At 69.0% G+C, this 19,653-nt stretch carries 19 protein-coding genes; 13 read left to right on the forward strand and 6 right to left on the reverse strand.

Annotated features, from left to right (window positions below; translation table 11 throughout):
• Nucleotides 1–340: 340 nt before the first annotated feature.
• The 6 genes from OG788_RS43105 (at nucleotide 341) to OG788_RS43130 (ending at nucleotide 6,253) form a co-directional block, all read left to right on the forward strand.
• Nucleotides 341–1,357: a GlxA family transcriptional regulator gene (locus OG788_RS43105; protein WP_406376331.1), complete on the forward strand. Its 1,017-nt coding sequence runs from the start codon at nucleotides 341–343 to the stop codon at nucleotides 1,355–1,357.
• Complete coding sequence (locus tag OG788_RS43110) at nucleotides 1,354–3,153, forward strand: thiamine pyrophosphate-binding protein (protein WP_406376332.1); 1,800 nt, start codon at nucleotides 1,354–1,356, stop codon at nucleotides 3,151–3,153. The genes OG788_RS43105 and OG788_RS43110 overlap by 4 nt, the downstream gene beginning before the upstream one ends.
• Nucleotides 3,125–3,778: an SRPBCC family protein gene (locus tag OG788_RS43115; protein ID WP_406376333.1), complete on the forward strand. Its 654-nt coding sequence runs from the start codon at nucleotides 3,125–3,127 to the stop codon at nucleotides 3,776–3,778. Before OG788_RS43110 ends, OG788_RS43115 begins: the two co-directional genes overlap by 29 nt.
• Entirely contained in the window at nucleotides 3,775–4,794 is a 1,020-nt protein-coding gene (locus OG788_RS43120) for a 3-oxoacyl-ACP synthase III family protein (protein WP_406376334.1), read from the forward strand. The genes OG788_RS43115 and OG788_RS43120 overlap by 4 nt, the downstream gene beginning before the upstream one ends.
• Nucleotides 4,795–5,072: 278 nt before the next feature.
• Nucleotides 5,073–5,945 (forward strand): hypothetical protein, encoded by an 873-nt coding sequence (locus OG788_RS43125; RefSeq protein ID WP_406376335.1) that lies wholly within the window; start codon nucleotides 5,073–5,075, stop codon nucleotides 5,943–5,945.
• A 32-nt stretch (nucleotides 5,946–5,977) separates the two neighbouring features.
• Nucleotides 5,978–6,253 (forward strand): hypothetical protein, encoded by a 276-nt coding sequence (locus OG788_RS43130; RefSeq protein ID WP_406376336.1) that lies wholly within the window; start codon nucleotides 5,978–5,980, stop codon nucleotides 6,251–6,253.
• 240 nt (nucleotides 6,254–6,493) lie between these two features.
• Here the strand turns inward: OG788_RS43130 and OG788_RS43135 are convergent, their stop codons facing one another.
• Entirely contained in the window at nucleotides 6,494–6,913 is a 420-nt protein-coding gene (locus OG788_RS43135; protein WP_351551955.1) for a VOC family protein, read from the reverse strand.
• A 401-nt stretch (nucleotides 6,914–7,314) separates the two neighbouring features.
• Here OG788_RS43135 and OG788_RS43140 point away from each other — a divergent pair, with 401 nt between their 5' ends.
• The gene (locus tag OG788_RS43140) at nucleotides 7,315–7,632 is read left to right on the forward strand and encodes a hypothetical protein (protein ID WP_351551952.1); all 318 of its coding nucleotides are present in this window, start codon (nucleotides 7,315–7,317) and stop codon (nucleotides 7,630–7,632) included.
• Between the two features lie 235 nt (nucleotides 7,633–7,867).
• On the forward strand, nucleotides 7,868–9,682 hold the full coding sequence (locus tag OG788_RS43145; protein WP_406376337.1) for a hypothetical protein: 1,815 nt from the start codon (nucleotides 7,868–7,870) through the stop codon (nucleotides 9,680–9,682).
• 653 nt (nucleotides 9,683–10,335) lie between these two features.
• On the opposite strand, the gene OG788_RS43150 is transcribed toward OG788_RS43145, so the two are convergent.
• The gene (locus OG788_RS43150) at nucleotides 10,336–10,815 is read right to left on the reverse strand and encodes a hypothetical protein (RefSeq protein ID WP_406376338.1); all 480 of its coding nucleotides are present in this window, start codon (nucleotides 10,813–10,815) and stop codon (nucleotides 10,336–10,338) included.
• Nucleotides 10,816–10,865: 50 nt separating this feature from the next.
• Nucleotides 10,866–11,438, reverse strand: coding sequence for a DUF6368 family protein (locus tag OG788_RS43155; RefSeq protein ID WP_406376339.1), 573 nt, complete (start codon nucleotides 11,436–11,438; stop codon nucleotides 10,866–10,868).
• Between the two features lie 265 nt (nucleotides 11,439–11,703).
• Between OG788_RS43155 and OG788_RS43160 the strand changes: the two genes are divergently transcribed.
• Nucleotides 11,704–12,663, forward strand: coding sequence for an endonuclease/exonuclease/phosphatase family protein (locus tag OG788_RS43160; RefSeq protein ID WP_406376340.1), 960 nt, complete (start codon nucleotides 11,704–11,706; stop codon nucleotides 12,661–12,663).
• A 317-nt stretch (nucleotides 12,664–12,980) separates the two neighbouring features.
• Complete coding sequence (locus OG788_RS43165) at nucleotides 12,981–13,679, forward strand: DUF4328 domain-containing protein (RefSeq protein ID WP_406376341.1); 699 nt, start codon at nucleotides 12,981–12,983, stop codon at nucleotides 13,677–13,679.
• A gap of 41 nt (nucleotides 13,680–13,720) precedes the next feature.
• Here OG788_RS43165 and OG788_RS43170 read toward each other — a convergent pair whose 3' ends face one another.
• On the reverse strand, nucleotides 13,721–14,185 hold the full coding sequence (locus OG788_RS43170) for a GNAT family N-acetyltransferase (protein ID WP_406376342.1): 465 nt from the start codon (nucleotides 14,183–14,185) through the stop codon (nucleotides 13,721–13,723).
• A gap of 349 nt (nucleotides 14,186–14,534) precedes the next feature.
• On the opposite strand from OG788_RS43170, the gene OG788_RS43175 reads away from it, so the two are divergent.
• Both OG788_RS43175 and OG788_RS43180 read left to right on the forward strand, forming a co-directional pair.
• Nucleotides 14,535–15,254: a hypothetical protein gene (locus OG788_RS43175; RefSeq protein ID WP_406376343.1), complete on the forward strand. Its 720-nt coding sequence runs from the start codon at nucleotides 14,535–14,537 to the stop codon at nucleotides 15,252–15,254.
• Between the two features lie 425 nt (nucleotides 15,255–15,679).
• Nucleotides 15,680–16,894, forward strand: coding sequence for an MFS transporter (locus OG788_RS43180; RefSeq protein WP_406376344.1), 1,215 nt, complete (start codon nucleotides 15,680–15,682; stop codon nucleotides 16,892–16,894).
• 95 nt (nucleotides 16,895–16,989) lie between these two features.
• Here OG788_RS43180 and OG788_RS43185 read toward each other — a convergent pair whose 3' ends face one another.
• Nucleotides 16,990–18,261, reverse strand: coding sequence for a Rieske 2Fe-2S domain-containing protein (locus tag OG788_RS43185; protein WP_406376345.1), 1,272 nt, complete (start codon nucleotides 18,259–18,261; stop codon nucleotides 16,990–16,992).
• A gap of 392 nt (nucleotides 18,262–18,653) precedes the next feature.
• Here OG788_RS43185 and OG788_RS43190 point away from each other — a divergent pair, with 392 nt between their 5' ends.
• On the forward strand, nucleotides 18,654–19,079 hold the full coding sequence (locus OG788_RS43190; protein ID WP_406376346.1) for a DUF3592 domain-containing protein: 426 nt from the start codon (nucleotides 18,654–18,656) through the stop codon (nucleotides 19,077–19,079).
• A 4-nt stretch (nucleotides 19,080–19,083) separates the two neighbouring features.
• On the opposite strand, the gene OG788_RS43195 is transcribed toward OG788_RS43190, so the two are convergent.
• The gene (locus tag OG788_RS43195; protein ID WP_406376347.1) at nucleotides 19,084–19,512 is read right to left on the reverse strand and encodes a VOC family protein; all 429 of its coding nucleotides are present in this window, start codon (nucleotides 19,510–19,512) and stop codon (nucleotides 19,084–19,086) included.
• Nucleotides 19,513–19,653: the final 141 nt, after the last annotated feature.

Below are 19,653 nucleotides of genomic sequence, written 5' to 3' on the forward strand. Positions count from 1 at the left end.
GTCGAGACCGTCGGCCCCGAGGCGGAGCGTGCGGTCGCGGCACTGATCGTGGTGTTCGGCCACACCACCGCCCTGCCCGTCGGGGGAGGGCGAGGCACGGCTGCCGACCGCAGCCAGATGACCATGGCGACGAGGGCGCCGCGCCCGGGCGAACTCGGCTCACCGGCGTGACGTCCCGACGAGCCACCCCACCTGTGAGTTACCTCACCCGTCGCGGTCGGCTGCCGTGGCCGAACTGCCTGGCCAACAGCCCTGATCCCGCATCCGGCGACCCTCGCTGGCCGGATACGTCAGTAATCTGTCATTGCAGTCAGTGCGAGATCCGATACAGGCTGTGATCGTGTCTGAGCGACGTGTTGTTGTGGTGGTGTACGCGGGCGCCATGGCGCTGGACATCACCGGACCGATTGAAGTGTTCGATGTCGCCAACCGGCTCCTTGCCCCGGCGGCCGCCCCCTATCGGATCGACCTGGTCTCCGTCGACGCACCACTGGTGCGCACGAGTTCAGGAGTGGTCGTGCAGGCCTCGCCACTGGAAGCGGGGCAGGGTTCCATCGACACCCTCCTCGTCCCGGGCGGATGGAGTCTCGGCGAGGTGCTCGGGGACCGTGCGCTGGTCTCGTGGATCGGCGAGGCGGCGGCCCGGTCGCGCAGAGTCGCCTCGGTATGCGGCGGATCCTTTCTGCTGGCCGAGGCGGGACTTCTGGACGGCAGACGTGCCACCACGCACTGGGCGTACAGCGAGGCGATGGCCTGCCGCTATCCGGCCGTGACGGTGGACGCCGAGCCGATCTTCGTCTGGGACGGCCCCTTTGTGACCTCGGCGGGCGTGTCGACCGGGATCGACATGGCCCTTGCCCTGGTGGAGGCCGATCACGGTGCGGCGCTCGCGTTGGAGACGGCGCGTTTTCTGGTGCTCTTCCTCAAACGGCACGGAGGGCAGTCCCAGTTCAGCGCGGTACTGGACGCCCAGTTGGCCGACCATCCACCCATCCGGACCGCACAGGAGTGGATTCTGGACAACCTGCACAACCCGTTACCCGTGGCCGAGATGGCCATGCGGGCCAACATGAGCCCGCGCAATTTCGCCCGGGTCTTCAGGCGCGAGGTGGGCACGACCCCCGGCCAGTTCGTCGAACGCACGCGCATCGCCCGCGCGCGAGAGCTGCTGGAGACGACCGATCTGCCGATCGGTCAAATAGCGGGCCGCTGCGGATTCGGCGCCCCCGAGACCTTCTTCCGCTGCTTCGGACGAAGTCTCGGACTCACTCCCAAGGAGTACCGGCACCGCTTTCAGGTCGTCACGCCATCCGGCCTCATCGACCGGCGCCACGAGACGGACAGGAGCCCCGCATGACCATCACCTCGGACTTACCCGAGGCAGGGACAGTACGCCTGGTCGACCATCTGGCGGCGGAGCTCGCCAGGGCCGGTGTCACCCATGTGTTCGGCGTCGGCGGCGCGAACATCGAGGACTTCTACGACGCCGTTCACCGCGGCGGCGCCGTCCGCGGTGTGGTCGCCAAACACGAGTTCTCGGCCGTCACGATGGCCGACGGATATGCCCGAACCACCAGGCGCCTCGGGGTTGTTGCGGCCACCTCGGGCGGCGGTGCGATGAACCTGGTACCGGGCCTGGCGGAGGCGTACGCCTCCCAAGTGCCCGTGCTGGCCCTGGTGGGCCAGCCGCCGACCGGCCAGGAAGGCCACGGAGCGTTCCAGGACTCCAGCGGCAAGGGGGGCTCCTTCGACGCCGGGGAGGTCTTCACACCCATCTCCCGCTTCTGCGCCCGCGTCGAGGACGCGGACTCCTTCATGGAGCTGCTGCCGCGGGCGTTGGCGGCGGCACAGACCGATCCGCGCGGGCCGGCGGTGCTGCTGCTGCCCAAGGACGTACAGCAGGCGCGGATCCGGTTGCCCGGCCGCGGCCCGGCACCGACACCGGCCGGCCCGGCGCCCACACCGGGCCTGCCGACGTCAGCGCCGACGGTACCGACGGCACGTCTCGACGGCGCGGCACTCGCCGAGGCGTCGAACATCCTCCGTGGGGCCGACAGGGTCCTGGTCATCGCCGGCGAGGAGGTTGCCGCCGCGGACGCCCGTGCGGAACTGGCGGAACTGGCCCGGAGCCTCGGGGCGTGGGTGGCGGTCACTCCGGACGCCAAGGACGTCTTCGACAACCATGATCCCCGGTTCGCCGGGGTGGCCGGAGTGATGGGCCATGCCAACGTCGAAGACTGTCTGCGGCGGGCCGACGTGTGCCTGCTGGTGGGTACCCGGCTGCCGCTTCTGGCGCGTGGCGGCCTGGAGCGGGCCCTGGCCGCCACCGACGTCGTGTCCCTGGGGCACGCACGGCCGTTCGTGCCGGGCACCGCCCTGGGCGGGGACCTGCGGGACGCGCTGCGCGCGGTGACCGAGGCGCTTCCCGCACGCCCACATGACTGCCCCCAGCACTCCGGTCCCCTCCCCACCCTCATGCCGGGCCCGGTCTCCCCGCCGACCCGCGCGCGAACCGTCCCCTACACGGAGGCGATCGCCGCGGTGGGGGCGGTGCTCCCTCAGGACGCGCACGTCTTCGTGGACGCCGGCAACGCGGGCGCCAGCGCGATCCATCTCCTCCCGGCACCGCGCCACGGCCGCTTCGTGGTGGCGCTCGGTATGGGGGGCATGGGCTACACCTTCGGTGCCGGCATCGGCGCCGCGCTCGCCACCGGGCGACGGACCTACGTACTCGCCGGCGACGGCGCCTTCTTCATGCACGGGATGGAAGTGCACACCGCCGTGGAGTACGCCGCACCCGTGACCTTCGTCATCTTCAACAACAACGCCCACGCCATGTGCGCGATGCGTGAGGAGTTCCTCCAGGGCGGCAGCCGCACCGACGACCTGTTCGGCCGGACCGACATCGCCGCCGGGGTGGCCGCCGCTTTCCCGTCCCTCGACGTCACCGGGGCCGAGAACGCCGCGCAGTTGCGCAACGCGCTACTGCGGAGCAACACGGGCGGCGGCCCGGCTTTCGTCGCGCTGGACTGCGACCCGCAGGAGATCCCTCCGTTCCTGCCCTTTCAGCCCTTCGCCGAAGCCACCGGCAGTAATGAGAACGCCGACAGCAAGGAGAGTTCAGATGAGCGACGAGTCGTCCGCGTTGGCTGACATCCCCGGTCTGATGCGGATCGAGAACCCGGGCAAGGACGAGCTGACGGCCCACTGCATGGAGCTCACTCACGCCGTCTACCCCCACCATCAGGTCTACGGGCAGTACTGCACCATCCATGAGTACGTGGACTGCCCTCCAGAACTGACCTACGACTACCTGAGCCGAGGCCACCACCTGGAGGAGTGGACCTGCAGCCTGCGGGACTTCGCTCCCTCCGGCACACCCGGGCTGTGGGTCGGCCGCGACCGGCTCGAGGACGACACCAGGATCTACTGCAAGGTGGTCGCCAACCCCGACGCCATGACCGTGGACTACCACTGCTCCTGGGATCAGGCCGACAAGCTGTGGATGATCTACCTGATGCGCGTCGTTCCGGCCCGCCTGGTGCTCGACAAACCCGGATCGGTGATCACCTGGACCAACTGCCGCCATCCCTACTACGACATCAACCCGCACCCCGACCTGGCCCCCCGTCCGGACCGGCCCTGGGTGGGCGACTACTGGGACCTCTTCTACGCGGGGCACACCGTGGAGATGAACAACCTCAAGGCCATCCTGGAACACCGCTACCGCAACGGCCTTCCGGTCAGCGTGGCTCCGGCCACGGCGGTGGCGCCGTGACCACGGTCAGCCTCACCGACGTCGCGAGCTACCTTCCCGGCGAGCCGGTCCCCGCCGAGTTCTACACCGACTACCCCGGAGCGGAGGACAAGCTCCGCAACCACCCCATGTTCAAGGTCCCGCCGTCACGGCACCACGTGGCCGCGGACGAGACCAACGCGGACATGGTCGAGCGAGCCGTGCAGCCCCTGATCGAACGGCACGGCAGGGCCGAGATCCGGGGTGTCGACGTGCTGTTGGTGCACAGCCAGTTGCCGGATCTGCCGTTCGTCGGCGCCGGCACCGAGGTGGCACGCCGACTGGGCCTGAACCCGGAGTGGCTCGTCGATGTGGCCAACGCCGGTTGCGCGTCCTTCGTGTACATGCTGAAGCTGGCCCGGCAGATCCTCACCACCACCGATGCGAAGACCGCCCTCATCTGCAACGCGCAGAGCGCCGCGGGCCAGTGCTTCACCCAGTCCGAGGTACGCCGGCTCGCCCAGGCGGCGGTCCCGGGCGACGGCTGCGGCGTGGGATATGTGACGACGTCGGCCGACACCCCCGTCCTCGACGTGGAGACCCGGCACATCGGCGAGTACGCGGGGGACATGACCGTGGCCGTCGACGACGGCCGCAAGTACTGGGAGCCGGGGGAGTCCCAGCTGCGGATCGGGTTCACCGACGCCAGCGTCGCCAAGGTTCTGGCACGTGGCAACCGCCTCGTCCCGGAGGTGATCACGGACCTGTGCCGACGGCTCGGCGTGGCCACCGGCGACATCGACGTCCTCGTCACCAACCAGCCGAACCGGACCTTCCTGCGGAACTGGCGCGAGGCGCTGCAACTGCCGGCCGAGCGGCACCTGAACACCTTCGACCAGTACGGGAACCTCTTCGGAGCGGCGATCCCGATCACCCTGGACCGCGCGATCCGCTCGGGGCAGGTGAAGGACGGTGACCTGGTGGTCGTGGGGGGATTCGCCCACGCGGGCGACTTCGCCGGTGCCGCCGCCGTCCGCTGGCACGGCGGGCAGGGATGACACGCGGAACCGGTCCGGGCGAATCGTGGCACTCGTCACGGCGTCGGAAGCAACCAACTCCGTGGAGCGGGGCTCATTCATGGTGGTGAGGGGCCGGGTCAGGGGCTCGCGGGTGGGCAGAGCCAGGGTGCGAAGGGGCTGAAGGCCATATAGCTCAGATGTTGCTCATATCGGTAAGTGTGGTGATCATTTGCCCCTATGATCGAACTCGCTGGTCACGAGCTCGAGTTGCCCTCGGGCCGGCCAGACCCCCCATGCAACAGACGCAAGGAATTTGAGTGTTCATAACCGGCTCCGGGGCCACCCACCGTCGTTCCGCCCTTCCCCTGCTCGCAGCGCTGACCACCGGGGCGCTCCTGGCCGTGGCCGCCCCGGCGGGCGCGGCGACGGAAGAACCGGCAACCGCACAGCCCTCGCAGACCCTCCCCGACCTGCCCTCCGCCGGTTCCGGTCAGGTCACCATGGCCGACTCCTCAGGCGCCCGGCTCGGTATCGGCCTGCCGGGATCGCCGCAGGCGCAGCCCGAGACGTATCCGGACGGCACGGTGATGTACTCCGAGCCGGATGCCTCCACCGATGTGGCCGTCCGTGTCTCGGACAGCGGTGCGGTGAGCGCCTTGGTCGTCCTCAAGAACGCGGCCGCGCCCAGGGAGTTCCGTTTCCCGCTCTCCCTTCCCGACAGCAGCCGCGTGGTGTTCGACGCCGACGGAGGGCTGACCGTCGCCGACGGGGCGGGCCGCACGCTCGGATCGTTCGCCGCGCCGTGGGCGGTCGACGCGAACGGGGCGCCGGTGAAGACGAGTTACCGCCTGGAGGGCGGTGACCTCGTGCAGACGGTCGAGGTCGATGAGTCCACCGCCTTTCCGGTCGTCGCCGACCCCTCCTGGTGGGACAAGGCCAAGGAGATAGGGGGCGGCATGGTCAGCGACACCTGGAACTCCATGAAGTGCGGCGCCGCCCTGGGGGCCGCTTTCGTCCCGGGAGCGAAGGCCTACAAGGTGATCAAGGCGGCTGGGGGGATCAAGAAGATCCTCACGGTCCTGGCCAGCGTGGACACCAAGAAGGGGGCCCTGTCGGCCCTCGGGTCCGGTGGATCTACCCTGTTCGGGATCAAAGCGGTCAAGAAGGCATGTTTCGACGATCTGAAGTAGTCCGTCCGGCAACTCGCTCTCAAGAGGTTCATGTGAACACACTCCCTGCCGATTCGGCCCGGCGGCGACGGTCGGTCCCGTGGCGCGGGGCCGCGATGATGGCACTCGGATACGCCGTCTCCTACCTGCCGCTGGTCTACTTCCTCGACCGTACGGTCAGCGCCGCCTGGCTGGCGGTCCCACTCTTCGCCGTCGCCGCTCTGACGTTCGGCGCCGACTGGAAGGGCCTCGGAGACAAGCCCTGGTTCGTGCGGGCGATGACACTCGCGATCATCGCCGTCGCCGTCACCGGCGCGCTGCTCTCGTAGCACCGAAAGCCCGAACGTCAGGACGTCCGAAAGCCCGAACGTCCGACGCGAACCCCGCTCCCGACAAGTCAGGGGCGGGGTTCGGCGCTGTTCTCTCCCCGACTGGCCGGACGCCGGACTCCGGACTCCGGGAACGGGCAGGCGGCGCGAACGCAAGGGGGAGTCGGAGTCCGGCTGGACCGGACGGCGTGACACGGACGGTCGGATTCGCGCCGCGCGCATCCACGGGCCGAGGGTGCGTCAGGCCCCCTTCGCTCCGCTGATGTTGACCATCCAGCTGATACCGAAACGGTCCGTGCACATGCCGAACGTGTCACCCCACATCTGCTTCTCCAGCGAGACCGACACCGTGCCGCCGTCGGACAGCTTCTCCCAGTAGCCGCGCAGTTCGTCGGCGCTGTCACCGCTCAGGCTCACGGCGAAGTTGTTGCCCGGCTGGTGCTCCATGCCCGGCGGGATGTCGGCGCCCATGAGGACGAAGCCGTTCGGCGCCTCCAGAAGACCGTGCATGACCTTGTCGGTGTACCCAGGGGGCGCCTCGGAACCGAAGGCGCCGTACTCGTTGAGCGTCAGCGTGCCGCCGAACACGCTCTCGTAGAAGGTCATGGCCTGTCTGGCGTCACCCGCGAAGCTCAGGTACGGGTTGAGGCGAGAACTCAAGGTGAGATCCTTTCGTGACGGTTTGCCGCAACTGGACACTAGCCTCGGCCGGCCGCCCCGGAAGGCAACTGCGCCCGGCGGTGAGGCCGGGCCCCCCGCACGGCGGCTCGCCCCACCGCGTTCGTCCGCGGCCGGCACGGGCTCTGAAGGCCGCCTGAACTGCTCTCACCTACCCGGAATCTTGCGGATCGTCCGCGGCGAGAGCGGCGGCATCCCGTCGTCGGAGCCGGACAAGGAATCGTCCATCTCGAGTCGTGGCGCAGGGAACTGTCTGCTGGTCACACGAGGTGATCAGCCGCCGATGGCGCCGTCCGCGTGACATATGGCCGCGACCGCAACCGAAGCGGCCCTCGCGGGGCTCTGGATCAGTAATCAGCAACGCATTCGGTGAGGAGACAGAGATGGCCCCTTGGAGCAACGAGAACCTCGGTTCCTGCGCCTTCGTCGACCCCTATGCCGCACCTTCCCGAGACGCCGCCTGGCCGGTTCAGGCACAGCCCCGTGACGACGTCGACTACTTCCTGGCACCGCCCGACCCCGCCCAGCGTCTCAGCTACACCCTCGACCCGCACGACCAGCGCCGTCTCGACCTGCACGCGGCACTCACCGCCGCCGGTATTCCCCCGATGCCCGAAGACCGTGCCGTCATCGACCAGATCAGTGCTCTGCCGGCAGACGTCAACAACGCCCTTCAGCGCTGGCTGCACCACGTCCTGTAGGCCGGGGAGCCGCTTCCTCGACGCGACGGCCGGCGCTCTCATGCACGCCCGCGGCATGACGCGCCGGCGCCGTCGCACACAGGGAGCATCGGCCCTCGGTGCCAGCGCCGGCCGGTAGTCCGCTGCCACCGTGATTCCACGGTGATTCCCGGGTGCAGGAAATTGCTTCGACAGTGTGGGACGGAGCTGGCAGGCTGCGGGGCATGACCTACGGAATCGAGTTCCACGCCGCCCGGTGAGCGCCCAGGAAGAGCGCGACGCGCTCACCCCTCCGCTCGCCTTGTACGACTATGTTCAGCGCCTGTTGGGCGAGTCTCCCGAAGGGGAACCACCCAGGCGAGGCTTCCCTCTACCGGAGCGGCCCGAACCGGGTGAGGCCCTGGGGCCCCGGGAAGCGGCGTCCGACATCATCCGGGAAGCACTGATCCCGCTGCCGGACGACTCCGCCACTCTGCACCGCCGCTTCACCCGACTGGGCATCTGGGACCACCACAGGCACCTGATCCGATCCGCCGTCGCCAACCTGCAGCTACCCGCCGGGCAGCGTGACGCGGTCCGGTCGCTGGCCCGCCAGTTGATCCGCACCGGCACCACCGTGCCCGCCGTCACCGTGGGCCTTGCCCTGCTCATCCGCCTCGGCGAAGCCGAAGACGTCCCGTACATCGCCGACCTCGGCCTGCTCCGGGATCTCACTCCTGCCGCCGTCGAGGCGCTCGACGCCCTCGACCGCCGGTCCGCCGCCGTCCTCTGGCTCGTGGTCCGAGCCCGCGGCGACGAACTGCGTCCGCTCGTCCAGGCCCTGCGGGCAGGGGACCCGCACACCATTCGCGCGGGACTGGAGGCGCTTTCTGCGTCACCCCGGTACCTCAATACCGCGGCTGCCCGCAGGATCGCAGAAGCCGCGCGGCTGCCGGACCTGCTCGGGCGGTACCCCTCCGACACGGCACTGCTCGCCAGGGCGGGCAGAATCCTGGCCCGGATGGTCTGCCCGCGCGACAACCCGACCGAACTGCTCGACTACCCCGACGCAATCACTCTGTACGAAGACGTCATCTCACGCGCCGGCCTGCTCCCACCGACGCTGAAGCACCACGCCATGCTGCTCTCCCTGGCCTTGGACTTGAGCAGCGGCCCCGGCATGCTGCTGAACTGGCCTCCCGGGCGGCGCGAGGCACTGCTCGACTCACTCGGCCGGCTGCTGGCCGCGCCGCAGTGGGCCTCCCTGACGGAGACCGACGCGGGCACGGTGGACCAGCGGCTGTGGGCCGGGTGGATCCGGCGCACCGGTAGGCAGCCGTTCGTCCGCCCGGCCACGGCCGGCAGGCTGCGTATTCAGGTCGTGGCCGGCGATCCCGTGGACCGTGAACCCGTCGAGACCCGCATCCTCCTCGACGAACGCCCTCTCGTCCCCGCCGTCTTCGCTCGCGGGCCTGCCCACAGCCCCGACTACCTCCTGGACGAGGGCAGGCTCCGGGCCGGGCCGGAGCCCCGCGAGGTTGGGCTCGCCGTGGCCTACTGCACCGAAGGATGCTGTGGCGCGCTGTACGTCACCATCCGACGCGACGGCGATCACGTCGTCTGGGAGAACTGGCGGCGGCCACCTACGATGCCGGGTTCCCTTGAGCCCGTACCCGAACTGCCCGCCTACCGGTTCGACGCCACCGCCTACGACGCGGAGATCGCCCGGGCGGAAGCGGACTACTCCTGGTCCTGGCCGGCCCGCACCGTCGCCCGCCTGATCAAAGCAGGCTTGATGAAACAGCCGGAGCTGCTGAGCCGCTGGGACGCAAAGCGGGGCTGGATCAGCAGCGGCTTCGACGACCCGGACAGCACTGTGGTGACGTTCTCGTACGCGCCAGGACTCGCCTCCGGGAAGCCGGAAGGCATCCCCCTCCAATTCCGCTGGGTCGTACCGGACGACGGCACCCCTCCCGAGACACAGGCCGCCGCCGCTCTCCGCCGGCTGGCCGTTGAGGACCCGAAGACCTACGGACAGGTCTGCGGAGGCAACCGCGAACGCGCCGAGGAGCTCGGGTTTCCGTGGCCGTAGGCGTCTGACCGCCCAGGTGCCTTGACCGGGGGTCCCGGATCCCCCAGAGGCCGGGATCCAGGTCGGTGACGGGGAGACCTGGTGCATCTTCCCTCGAGGGTTGGAGTCGGGGGAACGGCGGGCGGAATCTGTGGTTGCCGAACAACGCACGGGTGCTCACCGTGCTGCGGGTGAGACGCGCGCAGCGCGTGATCTCGTACGGGAACCAGTGCAGTCGATAGGAGGTGTAGGGAGTGAACTCCTCCAGGCCCTCCATGGCGCCGATCTCGGGCGGGAGACGGACCAGGTTGCTCCCGTAGAGCACGAGGCGCTTGACCGCTGTCAGCTTGGCGATGCTCGCGGGCAGGGTGACGACCCGGCGCCGCTCCTCAGGGCTGAGCGCAGCCAACGGACGGAACTCTTCCCGCCCGTCTCCCGCGGCCTCGTCGATGAGCTCCAGAAGGCGCCGCCACCCTGGCGCGGAAGTGTCTTGCCGTTCGCTGTGGAATCCGACGCGAGCCCGTGGACGCCGCCGGGCCTGGTCGAAGCATGAGCACGTGTCTCTGTATGACCCGCGCCCACCAGGAGAGGGGTCCGACGCGTCGCCCCAGCGGTTCCCGAAGAGCTTCGTCTCTGCTCCGTTCGTCATGGCACCACTTACGCAAGCCGGATCGTCAGCACGCCGATGAGCTTCCGCTGCCAGGGAGGACGATCTCGTCTCCGGTAACGGGGGTGACCCGACCGGTCCAGGACCAGGGTTCTTGAGGTGGATCCCACGTCACTTCGACGCAGGCTTCGTGGAAGTCGCGTGCGAGTCCCACCACCATGGCGGCCGCGGCAGCCTGTGCCTGGTTCGGGTCGGCGTCGACCGGCACGTCGGTGAGACGTCCGCAGAGCATTCCGCCGTCAACGCTGAGGACACTGTGGCGCCAGCCGTCCGGCGTGGCCAGCAAAGCGATTCCCGTCGGCATGCCGAAGAAAGGCTGCCTCTGCTTCTCCCGCGTTCGCCTCACCACCCAGCCATCCAACAGCGTCGACTTCGTGGCCGCGATGGCGGGTCGACACGCGACGCGGGCGAGCGCGATTCGGTGTCTGTCGTGCAGTGACTCAGGCGGGTGAGTTGCCACTTGGGCGTGTCGCGGAATGCTGGTCACGGCACCTCGTCCAGGGCCGTGAGCAGCGTCACGGGTCCTTCCGTTCATTCCTACTTGATCATGCGAAAGTCCGGGTGCTTCAGCCAAGCACTCAGGAATGCGCGGTCGCCGATGTGGCTGTACCAGCAGCCACCGCCGACAGTGGCGTAGGGCATCTCCCAGACCTGACCCGGAAGAGACGACACCAGATTCCGGGCTTCGGCAAGGCGCACCGCCTCCTCCTCGTCCGACACCTCGTGGAGGGAAGAGCGGTAGCCGAGTAGGCCGCCGAAGTCGATCAGGGCGTCGAAGCGTTCGGCGAGGAGCAGTGCAAGGTGTCCGAGCAGCATGTGGTTGTCCCGCCCGGAGGAGTGGGCGAGCAGGGCCAGTTCGGCCGCGGGCGGGCGGTCGAGCCCCGGGAACCCCCGTTCCTCATAGTCCTCCAGGGATTCCGCCCCAAGATGGAATGCTCCGGGTGACGGCTGTGCGAGACCGCCAAGGCCGAACGCCGAGGGCCGACGGACATGGAACTCAAGCGATTCGTCCTTCTCGACCCGCACCTCACAGAAGGGCTCCAGCCACGGCAGAGCGTCGAGCGCGCTGCGCTCCTCTGCCAGCCACAGTCCTGCCGCGGGCCCACCCATGACAACCTCCTCGAACCGCGCTTGCCGTCCAGCGTGGCGGCGGGGAGGCGCATCCACCAGAGATTTTCAACCGCCAGGAAATCGTGCGGCTCCCGCGCCTTGCCGATGCCGATCAAGAACCGATTCACCCGGCAGCTCGTCCTGGGAAGCAAACTCACGAGGACGGATAGTCATGGTGGAGAAGTCGGGCAGAGGTGTGACGTCGACGGTGGAGACAGCGGGGCCCTGGTGGGTACGGCGTCGCGCCGGGCCACCGGAGCCGGGGATGAAGGCGGACACCCTGAGCCGCTCGACTGGGGAAAGAGGGCGGGTCCTTGCCTCGCTCGCGGTGCTGACGGCCGGACTGCTGATGTTCCACCGGGCGGTGCCCAACTCTGTGGGACACCTGGGAAGCCTGCTGGAATCGTTCCTGCCCTGGCTCGGCCTGGTGGTCGTCCCCCTGTTCGGCTTGGCCCTGCTGCGCCGTTCGACCATCGCTCTGGTGGCCCTGGTGTTACCGGTGACGGCCTGGGCGTACCTCTTCGGCGGGTTGCTCATGCCCCTGGCGGAGGCGGACACGCACGACACCCACGATCTGCTCGTGGTGCAGCACAACGTCAGTGATGAGAACGCCGATCCGGCCGGCACGGCTCGCACCCTCGCCGATGGCGAGCCCGACCTCATCGCGCTGCAGGAACTGGTGCCCGACGCAGTGCCGCTCTACGAGAAAGCCTTCGCCCCGCACTACCCTTATCGCGCGATTCGGGGCACCGTCGGGCTCTGGTCGAGGTATCCGCTCACCGGTGTCCGGTCGGTGGACATCAAACCCAGTGGAATCGTCGCGGAGTGGAGTCGCGGGCTGCGAGCGGAGGTCCACACACCACAGGGTGCGTTCGCGGCGTACGTTGCACACCTTCCCTCGGTCCGCCTCCGCGCGAGCGGCTTGGCGTCTTCGTGGCGAGACGAGAGTGCCCGTCTGCTGGCAAAGGCCATCGCCGCCGAGAAGCTGAAGTCCGTGATCCTGCTCGGAGACCTGAACGGAACGGTGGACGACCGTGGGCTCACCCCCCTCACCTCACAACTGGACGTGGCGGAGGGGGGCTTCGCCTTCACCTTCCCGGCCGCCTTCCCGCTGGGACGGATCGACCAGGTCATGGCCCGCTCGGCAACCATCAGCCACATGCATACGCTGCCGGCCACCGGCAGCGACCACCTGCCTCTCGGCGCACGGTTCACGATGAGTTGAGAACCGTCCTGGTCGGCGAGGCCGGTGGCGTACGAGGAGCCTACGGAGGGCGAACGGCCCCCTGAGGATCGACCTGACCTGACCTGACCTGACGCTGACCCGTGGGAGTTCCGGCGTCGAAGGACCGTTCCGATGTGCCGACGTGGCGGCGCCCCGACCGCCTACCCCGCGTACCCGTCGATATATGGGCATATCTGGTCGCGGAACTCGGTGCCGAAAGGCTCACGAGCCGGAGTTGTGGGCGCCGGCTCACCGGGAGTTAAGATCCGCTGCCGACCTGCGGAAAGTCCGAACGGGCGGCTTCCAGGGGGTGTGAAGTGGCCAGAGCCGTGAGGCCGCCGAGCTGGCAGGCCCGGATGGCCTGCGGGACGCTTGCGGCGTTCGCGCTGGTGACTGTCGCGGCCGGGCTGGCAGCGTGGCACAAGTACCGGCTGCTGGCGGGACCGGGGGCGCCGGAGCCGTACGTCGACAACCCGTTCGTCGAGGTCGACACGTACTTCCGGAACCTGATGGGGTGGCGGACGGGGCTGCTCCTCATGGCCCTGCTCCAGTTCAGCATCTGGCTCGCGAACATGCGCGACCTCGCCGATGTGCTCTGGCGAGAGGGGCAGCGTCGGCGCAGGGCGTGGCTGGCATTCGGCTGGGTGATACCGGTGGCGCAGCTCTTCATACCCAAGATGTTCATCAACGACCTGTGGGCTGCCGGTAGGCCGGAAGCGCGGCGTCGTCGCGGACATCCCCTGCTCACGGCATGGTGGCTGGCCGTCCTCGTGGCGGCGAATGCCTACAACGATGCCCCCGAGGAGCTGAAGAAAGCTGCCACCGCGAGCCAGGCTCGACATGCCCTGCGGCAGCTGATGGTCAGCGACGGTCTGTTCGTCTGCGCCGCTGCGCTGTCGATCACCGTCGTCTGGCAGCTCAGTCGCACACTGGAGCGCGCCGTACCGACGGCGCATGCCCCGGCCGAGAGTCTGCCCAAGAGCTCGAACGAGCTCCTGGTGACCAAGCGAGCCTGACGGCACAGGAACGATACGATCCCTCATCCAGCAGCCAGGCGTCAGTTCAGCTCCAGCGTCCCCACCGTCTGGTCTCCACTGATCTCTCCGGTCGGTTGGAATCCGAGCGCCAGATAGAAGCCTGACGGGCCATCCGGGCCAGGATGCCAGGTGGTCGTCAGACGGGTGCCGCCTCGGCGCCGGATCTCGGCGGCTACGGACTCGACCGCGAAGCGTCCGTAGCCGCGCCCCTGCTTTCCGGCCGCGATGTTGAGACGCCAGAGCCCGGAGCGCAGGTCGGTACCGTCGCCGGTCCAGTCGATACCGAGGAAGGCCATGAGGAACCCGACGACCTCGTCGTCATCGCAGATGAGCCGGGGCCATGCGACCGCAGGGTGGACGTACGCCTCGGCGAGAGACTTCAGGACCGGTGCCACCGCGTGTTCCTGGTCCGGGCGGACTCTCAGGTTGATGGCGGTCTCGAAGTTGTCGGGCGTGATCTCTTGCAGGTGCAGCGAAGTCGGCATGACGGCACCCTACGTGGCCACTGCAAGTGAATTTTCGACGCCTTGCCACCGGTCGGCACGCAGCCCGACTGGTCGCCCTTCCGTCGGCGATGGGGCGCCAACCGCAAGACCTGTGGCCTGTAGTGCAGTTCAGCGTCGGCGCGGCGACCTCACCGTTCCACCGTGCCGCGTTGAGACACCTGACCGTGTCGAGCGCCACGCCCTCGCCGTACAACCAAATCGTCGATCTCTGATCGTTACGTCAAGCAAACCCAATGGGCTGGCAAAGCCTGCTGGTTGTCGGCTTTGATGTCGGCTCGGCGCGATCGGATCATGGACGCGTCCTTGGACACATGAGATGGGAACGAACGTGAAGTCAGCTCTGGGGCGCGTCCTGGTAGGCATCGGCGTGACGGCTGCGCTCGCCGCGACGGCCGCATGCGGGGGACAGGACACCGACGACAAGGGCAGCGGATCGAAGAAGCCTGCGGCCAAAACGGCGTCGCCCGCCGCCCAGGATGCTCTGAAGCCGCTCACCGAGGCGCAGTTGACGAAGTCCGCGATCACCAAGGCGGACGTGAAGGGCTACCGCGTCGGCAACACACCCGACGACGAGATCCCGGAAGTCAGCGTGCCCGCGAAGCCCGCCACCTGCCAGGCCGTCGCCGACATGTTCCTGCTCGGCACCGAGCCCGACGCCACGTCCCGTGTGTCCCGGACGCTGACCAGCCTGACCGCGACCGACGCCACGGTGCTGCGGCTGGGCCTGCTCGCGCACAAGGAAGCGGACGCCAAGAAGGTCGTCGGTGACCTGCGCACCCAGAGTGAGAAGTGCGGCTCCTACGAGCACACCGGCTACCAGTACACCGGCGTCAAGCCGCTCAAGGCTCCTGCCCTCGGTGACGAGGCGGTGTCGTACACGATGACCAGTGACATCGACGGAGACAAGATCCCGGTGACGTACACCGTCGTGCGCAGCGGGTCGACCCTGGCCGTCTTCTACGCGATGAACGCCCTGGGCGGCAAGGCGCCCGAGGTGCCGGCCGCTGTCATGGAGGCGCAGGTCACCAAGCTCGAGAAGACCGCCTGACGGACCCGTCTGAGGGATCGCGTGACGGACTCGTCCGACGGTTCCGGTTCGGTTCGAGTGAAGGGCCCCGCAGGCGAGCTGCGGGGCCCTTCACTGTCGGCGTCAGGCGCGACAGGTCGCAACGCTCGAGGCCATGGGCCCGCAGCTGCCGAGGACGGCGCAGAAGCCGCAGAGGCTATCCTTCTCACCGGCCGGGGCAGACTGCCACAGCCTGGGGGACAGGGCCCCGCCCGATGCGGCGAACCGCAGGTCGATCTTGGAATGGATGGCCCTTCGGTATTGCTGCACCCCTCATGGGCTCACCCTGTTCCAGGGTGCTCCGGGCAACGGCGCTCGGCACGACGGGACACGAGAACTGCCAATGATCTCGATCCTGCCCGCTCCCTCGTCCCTGGCCCGCTGTCTTCGAAAGGTTCTCCCGCACCATGCCCTTGGCTCTGCTGGCCCTGGCGGTCGTCGCGTTCGGTATCGGCACGACCGAGTTCGCCACCATGGGGCTGCTGCCCCAGATCGCTGACGGGATCGGTGTGTCCGTGCCGCAGGCCGGCAACGTCGTGTCGGCCTACGCGCTCGGTGTCGTCGTCGGCGCGCCGGTGCTGACCGGCATCGGCGCGCGCATCCCGCACAAGCGGCTGCTGCTGCTCCTGACCGGGCTGTTCGTGATCGGCAACATCGCGTCCGCGTTCGCTCCCGACTTCGGCACGCTCTTCGCCGCGCGCTTCCTGGCAGGTCTGCCGCACGGTGCGCTGTTCGGCGTGGGCGCCGTCGTCGCCTCGCGACTGGTCGCTCCGGAGCGCGCGGCACGCGCCGTCTCGAAGATGTTCCTCGGTCTCACCATCGCCAACATCGTCGGGGTGCCGGCCTGCACGGCCCTCGGGCAGCAGCTGGGCTGGCGGTCCGCCTATGGGGCGGTCGCCGTCATCGGCCTGGTCGCTCTTGCCGCCCTGGCCGCCTTCGTCCCGCACCAGCCACGCGGGCAGCAGTCAGGCATCCGGCACGAACTGCGGGCCATGGGCAACAGGCAGGTCGCCATCGGCCTGGCCACGGCCGTCATAGGATTCGGCGGATTCTTCGCCGTCTACAGCTACCTCGTGCCCATGCTCACGCACGTGACCGGTGTCTCCGGCACCTCGACCACCTGGGTCCTCGCGCTCTACGGCGTCGGCATGACGCTCGGCACCCTCATCGCCGGACCGCTCACGGACCGCGCGCTGCGCCCGACGATGTACTGGGGGCTCGTTCTCCTCGCCGCGGCGCTGGTGACGTTCTACTTCACGGTCCACAGCACTGTGCCCGCCCTGGTGACCATCACGTTCATCGGTGCTATGGGTTCCCTCATCACCACGCCGATCCAAATGCTCCTGATGGCCAAGGCGAAGAACGCCCCGACTATGGCGGCGGCCTCCAACCACTCCGCCTTCAACCTGGCCAACGCGGGTGGTGCCTGGCTCGGCGGCCTGGTCATCTCGGCGGGCTGGGGCTGGGCCGCCCCCAACCTGGTCGGCGCGGCTCTCGCCGTGGCCGGTCTCGGGCTCGCCTTCACGGGCGGTTTCGTGGAACGGGGCCACCGACGCTCCGAGGTGATCACCAAGGCGTCGCCCGTCATCGAACAACAGGCGCACGTCCACACGGCGGACTGACCCTTCGACCGTGCGTCGACCTCAGGATCTGCTGAAGCACTGGGCCCGCCTCTGATCCGGAGGCGGTACCGCTGCCCTTCGACGCACCGGTGGCACTACTCGGACCCGGCGGCGCCTTCCGCCACCGAGCCGGCGGACTCCACAGGTCCGGCATGGCCCGTGACCTCGGCGTGGTGCGCCGGCGTGGCCAGCCCGCACGGCCCGCAGCCCGAGGCCTGGTCCGGACTCAGCGGCACTCCGTTGCTGCGCAGTACGTCGCGGAGGTCGAGGATGAGCGGGAAGACCTCGTGGTTGTGATCTTCGCCCTGCTCGTCCCAGGCACGCTGTTCGGCCTCGACCGCGGTCCGGTCCTGGGCGAAGACACGCTCGGTGAAGCGGCGGATGAGCGGCCAGGCGAGATGGAGCGCCCCCGGAACCGACGGCTTGGCGATCGTCAGCAGGCCGTACGCGTGGTTGACACGCTGCTCCGCGTCCTCCGGCACATACGCGGCCCAGAGCGAGAACGCCGGAAGGTCCGTGCCCTCCGGGACGCCCCGCAGCGTCTGGTAGGGGTACTCGGTGCGGATGGTGATGACGTCGGGTGTGTCCTGGCCGCCGATCCCCTCCGCGGAGAGCAGGCCCGCACCCCGGTCCTTGCGCCCTCCGGCAGGGACGAAGAGGTACCGGGCCTGGACGTGCCGTGGCCCGGTCTCGTACCCCAGCAACTCGGGCTTGATCCTGCCGAGCACGCTCCGGTGCAGGAACTGGTGATTCATGTCGAGGAGGTTCTCGTGCATGAACGAGTAGTGGCACCGCACGGTACGGGAGAACGTCATGGTCCGGTGGGCGGCCGAACGGTACTCGGGGAGCATCGGGAACGGCGCCGCCGGGGCCAGGGCCGGGTCTCCGGGAAACACGAAAACCAGGCCGTAGGCTTCTCGGACCGGGTAGGAGCGGACACCGCGCGGCGGCCGCTCACAGCCCTTGGGCAGGTAGGGGATCTGCGAGATGCGGCCGTCACCCCGGTAGGCCCAGGCGTGATAGCAGCATCGCAGGATCTCGCCCTCCACCACACCCATGCTCAGGGGTACCTGGCGGTGGGCGCAGCGGTCCTCCAACGCGTGGACCGTGCCGCTGCGTCCCCGGTACAGGGCGATCCGCTCGCCGGCGAAGGCGGTCGCGAACGTCCGACCGCGCCGTACTTTCCGGGATGTCGCCACCGGATACCAGTGGTCCGGGGAGATACCGATCCGCCGGAGGTCCTGGACCGGGGCGGGAAGGGCCCTGAGCCGGCCGTCCGGGACATGTGGCGGGTACGCCGTCGGGTCGGCGGTGGAGTGCCGGTCCTGCTGGTCTGCTCCGGGGCGGACGGGTCGGGCCTCAGTCATCTGCTCTGGTCCCTTGCGCTCGTGCGGGAGGTCGTGTCGGGTGGTCGCGAGGGTGCCGCGCGTCAGGCGCGCGGTGCCCCGCACGCCCGCGACCCCACCACGGACAGCCGCCGCCGACGCAGGTGATCAGCCCGCCGCCGCGGGGCTCCACCTCCCCACGGTCGCCGGGGCCACCCCGCTCGTCAACCGCGGAGGTGCATTGGTGGCACCACTGGTCCGGCACATGCCAAGGCAGCCGGAAGGCAGCGCTGCCGCGCCGGACGTCGTGCCCGATGCAACGACGACGAGGACAGCCGCGTACTCCTCGACCCGTCGCGTCGCCGGAGGGGCAGAAGGGCTGCCACGGCCGTGCACTCGCAACCAGCACCCCTGTCCCGCGCGTCGCAGAAGACATGGAACGTGAATGGCTCTTCTCGCTCATCCCGCTGACGATCGGCGTGCTCTTCCTCGGCCTCGGCGTGTACGGACTCCACCGTGCCAGCGTGCTGCGTCGCACAGGCGTCATCGCACAGGGCCGGATCGTCCGACACGATGTCAGCCGGGGTGACGAAGGGGCCAGGTATCAGCACCCGGTCGCGGCCTGGACCACCCGGGACGGCCGCGCGTGCGAGTACGCGTCGAGGCTCGGCCGCGGTTCCGTCCGAGCGGGCTTCGGCGTGGGAGCCATGGTCACGGTGAAATACGATCCAGAAGACCCCCGCCGGTTCGCGATCCAGGGCTGGGACGCAACGACGATCGACCTCCTGTTCACCGTGCTGGGGTCGCTGTTCACCGTGGGCACGCTGGGAGTGGTGCTCGTCCGACTGCTCACTCTCTGACCGCTCAGACGATCGGTTCGCCGATGCCCAGCAGGTTTCCCTCGCTGTCGTGGAACCAGGCGCCGCGTTCGCCGCGGGCACCCGTGCTCGGATAGTTCCCCTGAATCTCGGCGATGCCGTCCCGGGTCCGCAACCCAGGCAGGTCGACCTCCTCGAACACCACGCCGCGCCGCTTCAGTTCCGCCACCACCGCCTCGATGTCGTCGACCCGCAACGCCATCTGAGTGAAGCTTCCGGGTGAGGATCCCGTCGACGCGAACACCACGAACTCGGAGTCCGCGCACCGGTACAGCAGCCCGCCGGGCCGCTCGTCGACGGGATCGAGACCGAGCTTCTCGGAGTAGAAGCGCCGAGCCCGCTCCAGATCCTGAGCCGGCAGCCGGGTCGCCACACCGAGCGCCCGCGCCAGATCGTTCCCGCTGTCTGCGTCCATGTCTCCACTGTGCCGCGCCTGTGCCTCATCGGTCGGAGCCGGCCCGGTGGATCATCCGGCCAGGCGAATGCGCGGGGGCCGGTCGGAGTCTGCCCACAGCCCGGCATTCACGCCTTCTCAATGCTTCGAGGGCAACCGTTC

The organism is Streptomyces sp. NBC_00647 (assembly GCF_045207245.1).
GTDB lineage: Bacteria > Actinomycetota > Actinomycetes > Streptomycetales > Streptomycetaceae > Streptomyces.